We start from the raw sequence: 15,124 nt of genomic DNA, 5'->3' as shown, positions 1-15,124 counted from the left end.
GCTCAAATGCCCTCGCCGAGATTGTCCGTTGGCCGTCTGCTCTGTGCCGTACCCGTTGCTGCCTCGAGGCGCTCGATCCGGTCTTGCAGTTCGGCGACCTGTTGTTCGAGGTGAACCACATGGCTCTTGGGTGAGTGTCCGTCACTGAAACCCCAGCCCCGGTCCTCCCGATAGGCCATCGCCCAGATCCACAGGAACGGCCAGAGCGCGTGCAGGGTGAACAGGCTGACCCAGCCGGTGGCGTGGATTGCATCCTGGTGAGGGTGGTTGCGGTGGACGGCAATTTCATAGGGGATGTCGTGGAGCAGGATGATCCCGTAGAACAAGACGAGCCCGACAAAGATCAGCAGGCCCAGCGCGAAGTAATCAAGCATGAACCACTCCTCTTGAAGCAGGTAACGTGTGCGCATGAGTGTAGCCGTTCAATCTACACTTGACGGGGATGCGGATATCCAGCCCGGGCAACCGGTGCCTGGCCGAAGCGTCGACCGGTATCGTGCAGGCAGCCCAGGGGGAGGTGAATTCATGCCAGGCAATGATCAATTCGAGAGGGCGCCTGTACTTGACCCTGTCGAGCGCATTACCGAGGTGATCTTCGGCCTGCTGATGGCCATGACGTTCACCGGCACCATCAGCGTGGCCACGGCAGACCAGGCCGCCGAACGCACGATGATGATCGCTGCGCTCGGCTGCAATCTCGCCTGGGGACTGGCCGATGCGGTCATGTACCTGTTGCGCGCACTGGTCGAGCGCACGCGCAGGATCAAGCTGTACCTGGCCCTGCGCAATGGCGCGGACGCCGCGGCCGGTCAGGCGCTGGTGGCGCAGGTGTTGCCTTTGCAATTCGCGACGGCGGCCGGCAGCGAGGGCCTGGAGCTGTTGCGCCGACGGCTGCTCGAACAGCCGCCCTTGCCGATCAGGGCCGGCCTCGGCTGGAACGACTTCAGGGGCGCGTTCGGTGTTTTCCTGCTGGTGGTGGGCTCGACCTTTCCGCTGGTGGTGCCGTTCATACTGCTCGACCAGACGGCGCTCGCCATCCGCTTGTCCAACCTGATCGGCCTCGTGGTGCTGTTCATCGCAGGCTGGATGCTCGCCAGATACGCTGGCGCCACGCAGTGGCAGGGAGGGGTGATCATGGCCGCTACGGGAGGTGTGTTGATCCTTGCGATCATTGCGCTGGGCGGCTGATAACGGGACATAATTCAGCACACTAAAGACTCATTCTCATTTACAATCGCCCTTCCATTTACGTCGGGCAGTCCGGTATGGATGTTCTTGCCGCAATCCATCTTTATTTATCCCAGTGGGTCATCGAGCCGGTCACCCGGCAGTTCCTGGGCATTTTCGACTTCAACGGCAGACTCGGTCTATCCTTTCTCTGCATGTCTTACAGCGTTGCTTATTGCCTGTTCCGGTACCGTAAATCCAGGGGTTTGACCGACGCGCGCTCCTTCGTTCAGTTCATCGGCGGCCGCCGGGTTTACCTGCACCGCTCGGCGTTGCTCGACTACCGCTATTACTTCGTACTCGCCATCCTCAAGGTTGCCCTGGTACTCCCCATCGTCGGTCTGGTCGATCCGTACGTGCTGCGCTCGGCGGACTACATCGCCTTCTTCACCCGGCTGTGGGGCGCGCGCACGCAAGTGGAGGAGCACCTGGCGCTGACCCTGCTCTATGGGCTGGGCGTTTTTCTGGTCAAGGATTTCAGCCATTACTGGGGCCATCGCGCGTTTCATTCGCGGTATCTGTGGGCCTTCCACAAAGTCCATCATTCGGCGCCCGTGCTGGTGCCGGCGACGGCCAGTCGCGTGCACTTCCTGGAAGAAGTGGTCGAAAAGCTCACGGACATCATCTGTATCGGCGCCTTTGCCGGTGTCTTCTGGTACGCCTGCGGGGGAGAGATCAGCCGCTATACATTGTTTGGCGTGACCTACATGGTGTTCATCTTCAATTGCCTGGCGGCCAACCTGCGTCACAGCCACGTCTGGTTGTCCTTCGGGCCGGTGCTCGAACGGGTGCTGAGCAGCCCGGCGCAACACCAGATTCATCACAGCGACGCGCCACGACACTTCAACAAGAACTTCGGCATCAACCTGTCGCTGTGGGACTGGATGTTCGGCACGCTGTACGTCACCCGGTCCACGCCCGAGGTCATCGCCTTCGGCACCGGGGAACAGGATCACGAGCGTTACCTGACGATGAAGGGTTTGATCGTCACGCCCTTTGTGGACATCGCCCGCAAACTTCTCTGTGCAAAACGCCCGAAAGCACAGCCTGAAAGCGCATCTGATCCGTATTTTTCGGTGCAATCTGCCTCTGTAACGGATACAGCCACCAGCCCACAATAAATCTCCGGTACGGCAGCACTCGGCGCCCGCTGTACCGCCAATTCATAGTGTGGGAGGCCGCATGGCCAAGATGACGATTTTTCTCGGCGGTTTTCTGCTGTTGACCATTTTGATCGGTATGTTGGCGACGATTCCTCCGGCGTGATCATTCCGGGGCCCTGTTTAATTGCACCCCCCTGGACGCGCGGTCGAGCCATTGGTACATGCTCCACAACCCGTCCAGGCCTCCCGCGTTTTGTGCGTGTTCATCGCTGTACGCTCCTGGTGAAAGGTCGTGAATTAGACTAAACCCGGGTATCGAACGGTGGGAGTGACAAGCGTGGCGGGATTTCGATGGACTCGATGATCACGGCCGCCGCCCAGGCGCTGGCGGCGGGCAATCCGCTGGGGGCACTGGACCGCGTGGCCTTGCGCGACGATGCGCCGGCGCTGGCCCTGCGCGGTATCGCCATGGCGCAACTGGGCGATCTGGTGCGCGCCCGGGCGCTGGTCAAGCGCGCGCACCGAGCCTTTGCGCCCAGGGAAGTGCTGGCCCGTGCCCGATGCGTGGTGGCCGAGGCCGAAATCGCCCTGGCTTCGCGGGATCTCGGCTGGCCGGTCAAGGCGCTCGAGGCAGCGCGGGTCACCCTTGAAAATCACGGTGACCGGGTCAATGCCGCTCATGCGCGGCATCTGCAGATCCGCCGTTTGCTGTTGATCGGCCAGCTCGATGAGGCGCAGCAGTTGCTGGCCAGTCTCGACCCCGGCCCCTTGCCGCCGGCCTTGCGCGCCACCCATGAACTGGTGCTGGCGGGGATCGCCATTCGCCGCCTGCAATCGAACGCGGCACGGGACGCGTTGACGCGAGCCGGGCTGGCTGCCGGTCAGTCGGGGATTGCCGCGCTGATCGCTGAAGTCGAACAGGTTGCGCGCCTGCTCGACGCACCCGCGGCACGCCTGATTGCCCAGGGTGAGGAACGCGCGCTGCTGCTCGATGAAGTCGAAGCCTTGCTCGGTTCAACGTCGCTGGTGGTGGACGCCTGCCGGTATGTTGTGCGGGGCTGCGGCATGTCGGTGTCGCTCGCGACGCGGCCGATCCTGTTCATGCTCGCCCGCGCATTGGCCGAAGCCTGGCCCGCCGATGTTGCGCGGGAAACGCTGATCGCCCGGGCGTTCCGTCTGAAGCTCTCGGATGAGTCCCATCGTGCCCGGCTTCGCGTGGAAATCGGCCGGCTGCGTAAAGCGCTCAAGCCGTTGGCCGGCGTCATCGCGACGCCCCGGGGTTTTGCCTTGCAAACGTCCGTGTGCACGGAGGTGGTGACACTGGCGCAACCGGTCGAGGAAAAATATGCCGCGGTATTTGCCTGCCTCGCCGATGGCGAGTCGTGGTCGAGTTCCGCCCTGGCCCTGGCGCTGGGTACCAGCCAGCGCACGGTGCAGCGTGCGCTCGATACGCTGGCGGAGCAGGGCAAGGTGCAGTGGTTTGGTCGAGGCCGCGCGCGGCGCTGGATGACGCCGCCCGTGCCGGGATTCGCGACAACCTTGTTACTCCCGGCGCCGCTGCCCGGTGGCTAGGATGAACGCCACCAACCCCCGTTGAGGATTGCCAGATGAAACACGCAACTGCTGAAGTCATTCGTGAATATGGCCCGTTTGCCGAGGTCGATCATGTGTGCGGCGTCACCTGGGACGGCGAAAAGGTCTGGTTCGCCAGCAACAGCAAAATCAACGCCCTGGACCCGGAAAGCGGCAAGCTGCTGGGCGCGATCGATGTCGCTGCCCATGCCGGCACCGCGTTCGATGGCAAGCATCTGTTCCAGATCGCCGACGATCGCATCCACAAGATCGACCCTCGCACCGGCCGCGTCCTCTCGACGATTCCGGCCCCCGGCGCCGGCGCTGATTCGGGGCTGACCTGGGCCGAAGGGACGTTGTGGGTGGGCCAGTACCGCGAACGCAAGATCCACCAGATCGACCCCGAGACCGGCAAGATCCTGCGCACCCTCGAATCCAACCGTTTCGTCACCGGCGTGACCTGGGTGCAAGGTTCGCTGTGGCATGGCACCTGGGAGGGCGACGAGAGTGAGTTGCGGCGCATCGACTCGCAAACCGGTGAAGTACTCGAGAGCCTCAGGCTGCCGGAAGGCGTCGGCGTGTCGGGACTGGAGTCCGACGGCGGCGAGCGGTTGTTCTGCGGTGGCGGCGAAAGCGGCAAGGTGAGGGTGGTGCGTCGGCCTTCGTGAAGCACGGATCTGTTTACACCCACTTACCCTGTGGGAGCGGGCTTGCTCGCGAAGGCGGCGTGTCAGACGACATTGATGCTACCTGACACACCGCCTTCGCGAGCAAGCCCGCTCCCACCACTCAGTCCGTCTGTGGATGCTGATCGCTGATCTCGTACCAATCCGCTTTCGAGCCGACGCAAACATGTTTTTGCTTGCGTGTCCGTAGCGGCGTATCCAGCGAGCCGAGGGCAATCGAAACCCACTCGGAAAACGCGCCTGTCGAGTCAGTCCAGAACAGCGAAGATCCGCAGCGGCAACAGAACTGCCGCGTGACACCTTTGGACGATTGATACGCCATCAGCGAGTCAGTGCCGGTCATGATCGACAGCGCCGAGGCGGGCGCGCTCGCGTAGGTCGCAAACGCAGCTCCATGGCTCTTTCGGCACTGGCTGCAATGGCAATGGGTGACAGCTTTCAACTCGCTCGACACGCGAAATTTGACGGCGCCGCAGAGGCAACTGCCTCGGTGAAACTCATCCATGAAATGCCATCTCCTTTTCGATAGTATTTTTCCGTCCTGCCATGTTTTCTGCTGGTCGAAATCGGTCTAAAAGCCCGGTTGGCAATCGTCCCTGTTTTGCTATCCTCAACCTTGTAGGTGAAGACGCAGACTGATGCGCAAAAGGATAGCAAGGAGACGTGGGGCGCGTTCCGAAGGGTACACGGTTAGAAAGATCCCCGCGCTGGGATCCAGCCCTTATGCCGTGTGAAGCAGAAGAGTTCCATTACGGTTTCACGACTCTTTTGTGGGAGGCCTGATAAACCTTGTAAGCCGGAGACCAGCACCGGCCACCTACTTGTACTCACCCACGAAGCCCGCCCAGTGCGGGCTTTTTAATGCCTTGGTTTTTTCACGATGTAGGAGCCGGCTTGCTGGCGATGGTCGTTAACGATAACGCGTGTGAACCGGATAAACGCGGCGCACTGGAGTCCATCGCCAGCAGGCTGGCTCCTACAGTTTCAGCGTGGGCATGGCCCCTTGTGGGAGCTGGCTTGCCAGCGATGGTCGTTAACGATAACGCGTGTGATCTGGATGAACGCGGCGCACTTGAGTCCATCGCCAGCAGGCTGGCTCCTACAGTTTCCCGTCGAGAACCTTTTCTATGCCCGCAAAGTGGGTCTGGCCGGCGGATCAAGGCGCGCCGAACAGCATCGTCCAGTAAACACCGTTGTCGCTGCGGGCGTTGGCGGCGTACGCGGCACCGACCTGGGTGAACATCGGGTTCATCAGGTTGGCGCAGTGCCCGGGACTGGCGAGCCAACCGGCCATGGCCTTGCTCGGCGAACCTTGCCCGGCGGCGATGTTTTCACCGATCTGGCGGCCACGGTAGCCGGCAGCCCTGGCGCGGTCGGCGGGCATGTCACCGTCGCGGTCCTGGTGGGCGAAGTAGTTGCCGTAGGCCATGTCCTTGCTGTGATTTTGTGCTGCGGAACCCAAGGCCGCACTCCAGGACAGCGGCCGCGCGGCGGCGAAGCGCTGGCGACCACACAGGCGCGGCCTGGCCCGGGCCGCGTTGACCTGCGCCAGCAACGCCTGGGCGGCGCTGCGAGGATCGGCGGTTTGCCGGTCGAGCACCGGCCGCGCCAGCACCACTTGCCACTCGCTCCCGGCGCGACTGACGCCGATATCGGCGTATTGGTTGTCGAGCAGTGCGGCGCAGTGTTCGTCCTGGAACATATCGAAGGCTTCTTCGGCGTCCCGTGCACCCACCACGCGGATAGAACGCACCATGGTCGCCTGATAGCCGGAAGCTTTTAACCGATCCCGCAACCCACCGCCATAGCCAACGGGCAAGGCCAGGTTCGATTTGAGCGTCAGGGGTGACAAGCGTTGCGCGGGGCGCCGGTCGCAACGTTGCGGATGGGCGCGGTAGTCGTTGATGGCGTCGACCAGTTGCCGTTGCCCATCGGCGTGGGCGGGGCTTGCAAAAACGGGGAGCAGGGGAAGCAGGCACAGCGAAGAAAAGCGCAAGGCAACGACGGTTTGGCGCATGAACGGACAACTCGAATGAGATGACGACGAAAGGAGTGGGGAAAAACGCAGGGTATGACTGGTGTCTCGACACAAGGTTCACGGCGGACAAGCAGTGCCTGTCATCCCGCCGAGGCGTCCGACGAAGGGTAGGGCGGGGTGCGCTGTTTAAACGGGATCCTGGTGCTCGCTCGGTCGCAGCCTGAAGCGACCATGCACTCGCTGTGCTGGACTTCGCCGCCGCCCAACGCGCCGATCAAGGCCAGGTCCAGTTCGCGGCCCATACTGCGCATCAGCGAGGCCAGGGCTTCGGGGCCGATGATGGCGGCGACTTCATCGATCAGCACGCTGGCCAGTAGCTGATAGTGGCGAGGGGGCTTGTCGAAACGCCGCATCGCCCTGTTGGGTCGCGAAGCGGCCCCAAACCCTGCAATCGCGGTTACTCAGGCAAATGCATTGTTCGGGTTTGCGACTGCTGCGCAGCCGAACGGGGGCGAGCCCCCTCGCCACAAAGACCGGTGTGGCCGTTACAACCCATCCCCCAGCGCCTTTAAGTATTCAGGACTTTCGCTGATCGAGTTATGCCCCGTACCCGGTATCACCTGCAACGACGCCACGCCTTTGGTGAAATGACTCAACAGGCGCTCGGTGCTCGAACGCGGAATCACTTCATCATGCTCGGCGGCAATCAGGCGAGTCGGCACCGTGATGCGGGCGGCGTACTGCCAGGACGGGTATTTGTCCTTCAGCAACCAGCGCACCGGAAACCAGCCAAACTGACGAGCGGCCAGCCCCGCGAGGCTGTTGTAGGGCGTGATCAATACCAATCGTGCGGCCGGGCGCTGGCTGGCAAGGCGCACGGCGACACCCGAGCCCAGGCTGCGTCCGACCACCGCCACATGCGAGTGGCTGGCATACACCTGGTCGAACAAGGTCAAGGCATCGCGGGCGATGGCCTCTTCGGAGGGCGAGCCGGAACTGCCGCCAAAGCCCCGGTAATGCAGCAGATACAGCGCGTAGTCAGGGAACGCCTGGGTGAACCCGGGCAAGTTGCGCGAGACGTCTTCGGCATTGCCGCCAAAGTAGATCAGCGCATTCGGGCCTTGGTGCGGCCGGATGGACACCAGCACCCGTGCGTCGGCGACCGGCAGGGTGAGCAGCGTCCCGGCTGCGCCGACGGCGCGCGGTTGCGGGTAATAGATCAGCGCCCGCTGAAACACGAACAGCGTCACGCACAGCGTCAGGTACAACGCAGCGACGATGACGACGAGCAACACCAGGGTGCGCGACATTCGACTAACGTTAGTGGGCGGCATTGACGGCTCGGTGTTTGAAAGTGGCTGGCGCCGCAGGGCTTTGTGAGTGTAGTCAATCGACCCTGGGCGCGGGTTATCCGCGGTGTCGGTGCAACAGGCCGAACCCGAACGACTGGTGAGAAGCGTTTTATGAGCCATCCTGAGGGTTACACCCGTAGAGCAATACTCACGCTGGCTGCCGGTGCTTCGGCGGTCTTCACGTTCGGTCCGGTGGGCGCGCAACCCGCGCCGTCGACGGGAACAGGAGGCAAGACCATGCAGACTCGCGCCATTCCTTCCAGCAACGAGTCCTTGCCGATCGTAGGCTTGGGCACTTATCGCGGATTCGACGTCGAGCCCTCGCAACCGGCCTACAAGGACTTGCCCGCGGTACTGGATGCGTTGTTCGACAAGGGTGGCAAGCTGATCGACAGCTCGCCGATGTATGGTCGCGCCGAACAGACCACCGGCGAACTGCTGTCGATCCATGAGCCGCGCTCGCCGGCGTTCCTGGCCACCAAGGTGTGGACCCGCGGGCGCGAAGAAGGCATCGCGCAGATGGAACAATCCTTCGCCCTGTTGCAGACCGACCGGATCGACCTGATGCAGATCCACAACCTGCTGGACTGGCAGACGCACTTGCCGACGCTGCGCCACTGGAAAGAACAGGGGCGCATCCGCTACATCGGCATCACCCATTACACCGCGTCGGCCTACGACGAAGTGGAAGCGGTACTCAAGGCCGAGCCTGTGGATTTCCTGCAGATCAACTACGCCCTGGATGATCGCGGCGCCGAGAAACGCTTGCTGCCGTTGTGCCGTGAACGGGGCGTGGCGGTGATCTGCAATCGGCCGTTCGGCGGTGGCGGCCTGCTGGCCAGACTGAAAGGCCAAACGCTGCCAGGCTGGGCGGCGCAAGTCGGGGTCAAGAGCTGGCCGCAACTGGCACTGAAGTTCCTGTTGTCGCATACGGCGGTGACCTGCGTGATTCCGGGCACCGGCAACCCGCGCTACATGGCGGAAAATGCCCGGGCCGGTTTCGGCCCGATGCTGACCGATGCCCAGCGTCAGCAGCTGATTGCGCTGGTGGACTAGCGCAGCCGGCGAGTTGCGCAACCTCTCCTATACTGTCCGCGTCCATGCCGTTGAAAGCGCATTCGTTGCCCTGACGGCGTCCCTGTCCATCACTGCAAGGAGATCGAACATGGCTATCCGCATTGGCGATGAAGCACCGGATTTCACCGCCGAAACCACCGAAGGCACGCTCAATTTTCACCAATGGATCGGCGACGGGTGGGCCATCCTGTTTTCCCACCCCAAGGATTTCACCCCGGTGTGCACCACTGAACTGGGCTACCTGGCCAAACTCAAGCCCGAATTCGACAAGCGCAACACCAAGGTCATCGGCCTCAGCGTCGACCCGGTCAGCGACCACAACCGTTGGGTCGGCGACATCGCCGAGACTCAGGGCTGTGCGGTCAACTATCCGCTGATCGGCGATGAAAACCTGGTGGTGGCCAAGCTTTACGACATGATCCACCCCAATGCCAGCGGCGGCGCGCGCACGGCAGTGGACAACGCCACGGTGCGCTCGGTGTTCATCGTCGGCCCGGACAAGAAGGTCAAGGCCATGCTGATCTACCCGATGAGCGCCGGGCGCAATTTCGATGAAGTGCTGCGTCTGCTCGACTCTCTGCAACTGAATGCCAGGCACACCGTTGCCACGCCAGTGAACTGGCGGCCGGGTGAGGATGTGATCATCCCGACTTCAGTGTCTGATGAAGATGCGAAGAAGAAATACCCGGATGGCTTCAAGACACTGAAGCCGTATTTGCGGACGGTGGCTCAGCCGAAGTAACCTCGGCAGCCCTGAAACCGCCTTCGCGAGCAAGCTCGCGAAGAGGCCGGCCCTGCTGGCCCAGGACTTCAAACCAGATACTTTTTAAACCACCCCAACGTCCGCTCCCACGCCAACTTCGCCGCCGCCTCGTCATAACGCGGCGTCGAGTCGTTGTGGAAACCATGATTGGCGCCCGGATAAATGTAGGCCTCATAGGTCTTGCCCCCGGCCTTCAACGCTTTCTCATAGGCTGGCCAGCCCTCGTTGATCCGCGTATCCAGCTCGCCGTAGTGCAGCATCACCGGTGCCTTGATCCGGGGCACTTCCTCGGCCGTAGGCTGACGACCATAAAACGACACGGCGGCGCCCAGTTCCGGATAGGCCACGGCGGCGGCATTGGTCACGCCACCGCCGTAGCAGAACCCGGTGATGCCGACTTTTCCGGTGGCGGCAGGGTGTTTCATCATCCATTCGACGGCGGCGAAAAAGTCGTTCATCAGCTTTTGCGGGTCGACCGTGGCCTGAAGCTCGCGGCCCTTGTCGTCATTGCCGGGATAACCGCCGACTGAGGTCAGGCCATCCGGGGCCAGGGCGATGAAACCGGCCTTGGCCACACGCCGGGCCACGTCTTCGATGTACGGGTTGAGCCCGCGGTTTTCATGCACGACCACCACCGCCGGCACCTTGCCGGTGGCCTTGGCCGGGCGCACCAGATAAGCCCGTACCTGGCCGTGGCCCTTGGGCGAAGGGTAAGTGACGTACTCGGCAATGATGTCCGGGTCGGTGAACTCGACTTGCTCGGCCAGTGCGTAGTTGGGGCTTAGCGCGGCAAGCAGGGCGCCGGCGGTCATGCTGCCGAAGGTGAACAACGCCGCGCGGTCGAGAAACTCCCGGCGGTTGATCTTGCCGTGGGCGTAGTAGTCGTATAACTCAAGCAGTTGCGGGGAAAAGTCTTTGGCAGTTAGACGGGTCATCGGTGCAACTCCTCTCGGCTGGTTGAACACGAAACCTGTGGGAGCGAGCCTGCTCGCGAAGACGGCGTCAGGTTCAGTATCCAGGTTTCTGACACACCGCTTTCGCGAGCAGGCTCGCTCCCACAGGGGGTAAAGGGTGAGGCTAAAACCTCATTTCAGGCACTGCGCACCGGCTTTCGCCACCTGCGTATCCTGTTCGGCCTTGACGCCTGACACCCCGACAGCCCCAATCACCTGGCCATCGAACACAATCGGCACGCCACCCTCGAGCGAAGTCAGCAGCGGTGCAGACAGGAAAGCGTAGCGTCCACCATTGACCATGTCCTCATAGCTTTTCGATTCGCGCCGCCCGAGGGCTGAGGTGCGGGCCTTTTCGGTGGCGATATACGCACTGCCCGGTGCGCAACCGTCGAGGCGTTCGAGGGCCAGCGGGTGACCGCCGTCATCGACCACCACTATGGTCACCGCCCATTGATTGGCCTGTGCTTCGGCACGGGCGGCGGCAAGGATCTGCTGGACTTCGGTCTGGCTCAGCACGGCTTTGCGGTTCATGGGCATCTCCGGGATTCGGTTAAGGCAGGGCGGCTTCGACCAGTTCGATCCAGTGCCGCACCGGGGTCCGGCCCGCGCCGTCGAGGTGCGACTGGCAGCCGATGTTGGCCGTGACGATGATCTCGGGATGGCCGCTTTCCAGGGCATTGAGCTTGTTGTCGCGCAGTTGTCGCGACAGCTCGGGCTGGGTCAGTGAATAGGTGCCTGCCGAGCCGCAGCACAGGTGCCCGTCGGGCACGGACGTCAGGTTGAAACCGAGTCCGCTCAGCAGCGCTTCCACGGCGCCGCCGAGTTTCTGCCCGTGCTGCAAGGTGCAGGGGCAATGGAAGGCCAGGCGCTGCGAGGCGTGGATCCCGAGTTTTTCCAGTGGCTCGTCGCGCAACACCTCCACCAGGTCCCGGGCCAGTTCGCTGACCTTTTTCGCCTTGTCGGCATAGGCCGGGTCGCTGGCGAGCAGATGGCCGTAGTCCTTGATGAAGGCGCCGCAACCGCTGGCGGTCTGCACAATCGCCTCGGCGCCTTTTTCGATGCCCGGCCACCATGCGTCGATGTTGCGCCGGGCGCGTTCGAGGCCGGCGTCCTGGGCGTCCAGGTGGTAGTCCACGGCACCACAACAACCGGCTTCGCGGGTCGCGATGACGCTGATTCCCAACCGGTCCAGCACCCGCGCCGCCGCGGCATTGGTGTTGGGCGACAGGGCGGGCTGCACGCAGCCTTCGAGCATCAGCACCTGACGCTCGCGCAGGGTCATGGGGCGCGGCTTGGCCGGCGGTGCATGGCGCGGCAATTTGCTTTGCAGGGTGCCCGGCAGCAGTGCGCGGAACACCTGGCCGCCATTGACCAGGCTCTTGAACAGGTCCGGATGCGGCACGGTCTGGCGCAATCCCTCGCGCAACAGGCGCTGCCCGAGCGGGCGCGGCACCGCCGCATCGACCACCGCGCGACCGATGTCCAGCAGGTTGTGGTAGTCGACGCCCGACGGGCAGGTGGTTTCGCAGTTGCGGCACGACAGGCAGCGATCCAGGTGTTGCTGGGTCTTTTGCGTGACGTCATTGCCTTCCAGCACTTGCTTGATCAGGTAGATGCGGCCCCGCGGTCCGTCCAGTTCATCGCCGAGCAATTGATAGGTCGGGCAGGTGGCATTGCAGAAGCCGCAGTGCACGCAGGTGCGCAGGATGCTTTCGGCTTCTGCGGCGCGGGGCAGTTGGCTGGCGCGTTCACTCAGGGTCGTCTGCATGGTTCAAAGCTCCGCGTACAGGCGTCCGGGGTTGAAGATGCCCCGTGGATCGAGCTGTTGTTTCAGGTTGCGGTGATAGCGCATGAGGGCCGGGGGCAGCGGCTGAAACGGGGTGTCGGTGAGGCCGTGGCTGAAGCAGGTGACATGCCCGCCGACTTCATCGACGACCTGGCGGATGAACGCCGCTTCGGCATCGGATTTCAACCAGCGCTGGGCGCCGCCCCAGTCGATCAACTGACGCCCCGGCAGCGACAGGCGCGGTGTGTTGTGCGGCAGTGACAGGCGCCAAAGCGGCTGGTCCTCGTCGAAGAAACTCAAGCGCTGTTCGTTGAGATCTTCCCAGTACGAAGCGTCCAGCCGTTCGCCACCGAGGCGCTCGTGGGCCGCCGCCACTGAACCTTCACCGCCCTCGAGCCGCAGGTGCAGGCGTGTACCGTCGTGACAGGCTGCGCTGATCGGCAACGGTTGCTGGCCCCATTGTGCCAGACGCAGCAAGGCGCGTTCAGGGTCCATTTCCAGGCTGATACTCAGGACTTTCCGGGGTTTTGGCAGCACTTTGAGCGAGACTTCGGCGATCAGCCCGAGGCAGCCGTAACTGCCGGTCATCAGGCGTGACAGGTCGTAGCCGGCGACGTTTTTCATCACCTCGCCACCGAAGCGCAACAGCTTGCCTTGCCCGGTGATGACTCGCGTGCCGAGGACGAAATCGCGCACCGAGCCGGACCACGGGCGCCGCGGGCCGGACAGCCCGCAGGCGATCATGCCGCCGACCGTGGCGCCGTCGCCAAAGGACGGCGGCTCGCAGGGCAGCATCTGTTGCGCGGCATCCAGCGCCTGCGCCAGCTCCGCCAGCGGCGTGCCGCAACGGGCGGTGATCACCAGTTCGGTCGGGTCGTAACTGATGATGCCCCGGTGCGCGCGGGTATCGAGAATTTCCCCGGCCGTGGTGCGGCCAAGAAAACCTTTGCTGTTGGAACCCTGGATGCGCAACGGCGTAGCGTTTTCCAGCGCCTGATTGACCTGTTCCAGGAGCAGTTGGCTGTCATCGAAGTCTGCAGGGCCGTGCATCAGAAACGCTCCAGCTCGGGGAAGGGCAATTGACCGTCATGTATGTGCATGGCGCCGAATTCGGCGCAGCGATGCAGGGTCGGAATGTTCTTGCCGGGGTTGAGCAGGCCGCTCGGGTCGAAGGCGGCTTTGATGGCATGGAACAGGGTCAGCTCATCGCTGTTGAACTGCGCGCACATCTGGTTGATCTTCTCGCGGCCCACACCGTGCTCACCGGTGATGCTGCCGCCGACCTTCACGCACAGCTCCAGAATCTTGCCGCCCAGGTTTTCCGCGCGCTCAAGTTCACCGGGTTGATTGGCGTCGAACAGAATCAACGGATGCATGTTGCCGTCGCCGGCGTGGAATACGTTGGCCACCCGCAGGCCGTATTCGTTCGACAGTTCGGCGATGGCATGCAGCACGCCGGGCAATTCGCGACGGGGGATGGTGCCGTCCATGCAGTAATAATCCGGCGAGAGGCGGCCCACCGCCGGGAAGGCGTTCTTGCGCCCGGCCCAGAAACGCACGCGCTCGGCTTCGTCTTTGGCCTGGCGCACCTCGTTCGCACCGGCCTGCTGCAGTACCTGGCGCACCCGGTCGCAGTCATCCGAGACATCGGCTTCAACACCATCGAGCTCGCACAGCAGAATGGCCTGGGCCTCCACCGGATAACCGGCGTGGATGAAGTCCTCGGCGGCGCGGATGGCCAGGTTGTCCATCATTTCCAGGCCCCCGGGGATGATGCCGGCGGCAATGATGTCGCCGACGGCGCGCCCGGCTTTTTCCACGGAGTCGAACGCCGCCAGCAATACCTTGGCGGTCTGCGGTTTGGGCAGCAGCTTGACCGTGACCTCGGTGATCACCCCGAGCAGGCCTTCGGAGCCGGTGAACAGTGCCAGCAGATCGAAACCGGGGGCGTCGAGGGCGTTGGAGCCCAGGCTCAAATGCTCGCCATCGACCGTGAGGATGTCGACCTTGAGCACGTTGTGCACGGTCAGGCCGTACTTCAGGCAATGCACGCCACCGGCATTTTCCGCGACGTTGCCGCCGATGGAGCAGGCAATTTGCGAGGACGGATCCGGCGCGTAATACAGGCCGAACGGTGCCGCCGCCTGGGAAATCGCCAGATTGCGCACACCCGGCTGAACCCGCGCGGTACGGGCGGCGGGGTCGATGCCCAGGATGTTGTTGAAGCGCGCCATCACCAGCAGCACGCCTTTCTCAAGGGGCAGCGCGCCGCCGGACAAACCGGTGCCGGCGCCACGGGCGACGACCGGGACGTGCAGCTCATGACAGACGCGCAGCACCCCTTGCACTTCGTCGATGTGCCGGGGCAGCACCACCAGCATCGGCGTGGTGCGATAGGCCGACAGTCCATCGCATTCGTAGGGCCTGAGTTCCTCCTGCTGATGCAGGATTTCCAGGCCCGGCAAGCGGCTCTGCAGGGCCTGCAACAGTGCGTGTCTGTCGACGTCGGGCAAGGCGCCGTCAACGCGTTCATCGTAGAGAATGTTCATCGGCGCTCGACACTCGTTTTGTTGATGCGTGAGGTCTGTTTTTGCGGTCCACTGTCTTAATCATTGGCCCGCCAG

The 15,124-nt window shown here is 63.2% G+C and carries 15 protein-coding genes and 1 pseudogene; 6 read left to right on the top strand and 10 right to left on the bottom strand.

Annotated elements, in window-relative coordinates; all coding sequences use genetic code 11:
- Positions 1 to 2 precede the first annotated feature (2 nt).
- Complete coding sequence (locus ACXX83_RS13080; RefSeq protein WP_217835550.1) at positions 3 to 374, bottom strand: DUF3302 domain-containing protein; 372 nt, start codon at positions 372 to 374, stop codon at positions 3 to 5.
- Between the two features lie 151 nt (positions 375 to 525).
- On the opposite strand from ACXX83_RS13080, the gene ACXX83_RS13075 reads away from it, so the two are divergent.
- The 4 genes from ACXX83_RS13075 to ACXX83_RS13060 all read left to right on the top strand — a co-directional run bounded on the left by ACXX83_RS13075 (position 526) and on the right by ACXX83_RS13060 (position 4,570).
- Positions 526 to 1,188, top strand: a complete 663-nt coding sequence (locus ACXX83_RS13075) for a hypothetical protein (RefSeq protein ID WP_458548695.1) — start codon at positions 526 to 528, stop codon at positions 1,186 to 1,188.
- 77 nt (positions 1,189 to 1,265) lie between these two features.
- Entirely contained in the window at positions 1,266 to 2,348 is a 1,083-nt protein-coding gene (locus ACXX83_RS13070; protein WP_458548694.1) for a sterol desaturase family protein, read from the top strand.
- 333 nt (positions 2,349 to 2,681) lie between these two features.
- The gene (locus tag ACXX83_RS13065; RefSeq protein WP_458548693.1) at positions 2,682 to 3,902 is read left to right on the top strand and encodes a helix-turn-helix domain-containing protein; all 1,221 of its coding nucleotides are present in this window, start codon (positions 2,682 to 2,684) and stop codon (positions 3,900 to 3,902) included.
- 35 nt (positions 3,903 to 3,937) lie between these two features.
- Positions 3,938 to 4,570 carry a Vgb family protein gene (locus ACXX83_RS13060; protein WP_458548692.1) on the top strand — a complete coding sequence of 211 codons (633 nt, stop codon included), beginning with the start codon at positions 3,938 to 3,940 and terminating at the stop codon, positions 4,568 to 4,570.
- A gap of 121 nt (positions 4,571 to 4,691) precedes the next feature.
- On the opposite strand, the gene ACXX83_RS13055 is transcribed toward ACXX83_RS13060, so the two are convergent.
- The 4 genes and pseudogenes from ACXX83_RS13055 to ACXX83_RS13040 form a co-directional block, all read right to left on the bottom strand.
- Positions 4,692 to 5,093, bottom strand: a complete 402-nt coding sequence (locus tag ACXX83_RS13055) for a GFA family protein (protein ID WP_458548691.1) — start codon at positions 5,091 to 5,093, stop codon at positions 4,692 to 4,694.
- A 651-nt stretch (positions 5,094 to 5,744) separates the two neighbouring features.
- Positions 5,745 to 6,605 carry a CAP domain-containing protein gene (locus tag ACXX83_RS13050; RefSeq protein WP_458548690.1) on the bottom strand — a complete coding sequence of 287 codons (861 nt, stop codon included), beginning with the start codon at positions 6,603 to 6,605 and terminating at the stop codon, positions 5,745 to 5,747.
- A 101-nt stretch (positions 6,606 to 6,706) separates the two neighbouring features.
- Positions 6,707 to 6,994, bottom strand: a pseudogene (locus ACXX83_RS13045) (hypothetical protein); the annotation flags it as partial.
- Positions 6,995 to 7,111: 117 nt separating this feature from the next.
- Entirely contained in the window at positions 7,112 to 7,900 is a 789-nt protein-coding gene (locus tag ACXX83_RS13040; protein ID WP_458548689.1) for an alpha/beta hydrolase, read from the bottom strand.
- A 129-nt stretch (positions 7,901 to 8,029) separates the two neighbouring features.
- Here ACXX83_RS13040 and ACXX83_RS13035 point away from each other — a divergent pair, with 129 nt between their 5' ends.
- Positions 8,030 to 8,974, top strand: a complete 945-nt coding sequence (locus ACXX83_RS13035) for an aldo/keto reductase (RefSeq protein ID WP_458548688.1) — start codon at positions 8,030 to 8,032, stop codon at positions 8,972 to 8,974.
- Positions 8,975 to 9,083: 109 nt separating this feature from the next.
- On the top strand, positions 9,084 to 9,737 hold the full coding sequence (locus tag ACXX83_RS13030; RefSeq protein ID WP_007975239.1) for a peroxiredoxin: 654 nt from the start codon (positions 9,084 to 9,086) through the stop codon (positions 9,735 to 9,737).
- Between the two features lie 68 nt (positions 9,738 to 9,805).
- On the opposite strand, the gene yghX is transcribed toward ACXX83_RS13030, so the two are convergent.
- The 5 genes from yghX to glcD form a co-directional block, all read right to left on the bottom strand.
- Entirely contained in the window at positions 9,806 to 10,693 is an 888-nt protein-coding gene (gene yghX / locus ACXX83_RS13025) for a YghX family hydrolase (RefSeq protein WP_458548687.1), read from the bottom strand.
- A gap of 150 nt (positions 10,694 to 10,843) precedes the next feature.
- Entirely contained in the window at positions 10,844 to 11,245 is a 402-nt protein-coding gene (locus ACXX83_RS13020) for a heme-binding protein (RefSeq protein ID WP_458548686.1), read from the bottom strand.
- Between the two features lie 19 nt (positions 11,246 to 11,264).
- A complete protein-coding gene (gene glcF / locus ACXX83_RS13015) occupies positions 11,265 to 12,482 on the bottom strand; it encodes a glycolate oxidase subunit GlcF (protein ID WP_458548685.1) in 1,218 nt (405 codons plus the stop codon).
- Between the two features lie 3 nt (positions 12,483 to 12,485).
- Positions 12,486 to 13,550 carry a glycolate oxidase subunit GlcE gene (gene glcE, locus ACXX83_RS13010; protein WP_458548684.1) on the bottom strand — a complete coding sequence of 355 codons (1,065 nt, stop codon included), beginning with the start codon at positions 13,548 to 13,550 and terminating at the stop codon, positions 12,486 to 12,488.
- Positions 13,550 to 15,049, bottom strand: coding sequence for a glycolate oxidase subunit GlcD (glcD, locus tag ACXX83_RS13005; RefSeq protein ID WP_458548683.1), 1,500 nt, complete (start codon positions 15,047 to 15,049; stop codon positions 13,550 to 13,552). Before glcD ends, glcE begins: the two co-directional genes overlap by 1 nt.
- Positions 15,050 to 15,124 lie beyond the last annotated feature (75 nt).

The sequence above is a fragment of the Pseudomonas sp. GNP012 genome (assembly GCF_054343835.1).
The sequence above is the reverse complement of the archived record's forward strand: the minus strand, read 5'-3'. Positions and strand labels throughout refer to the sequence as shown.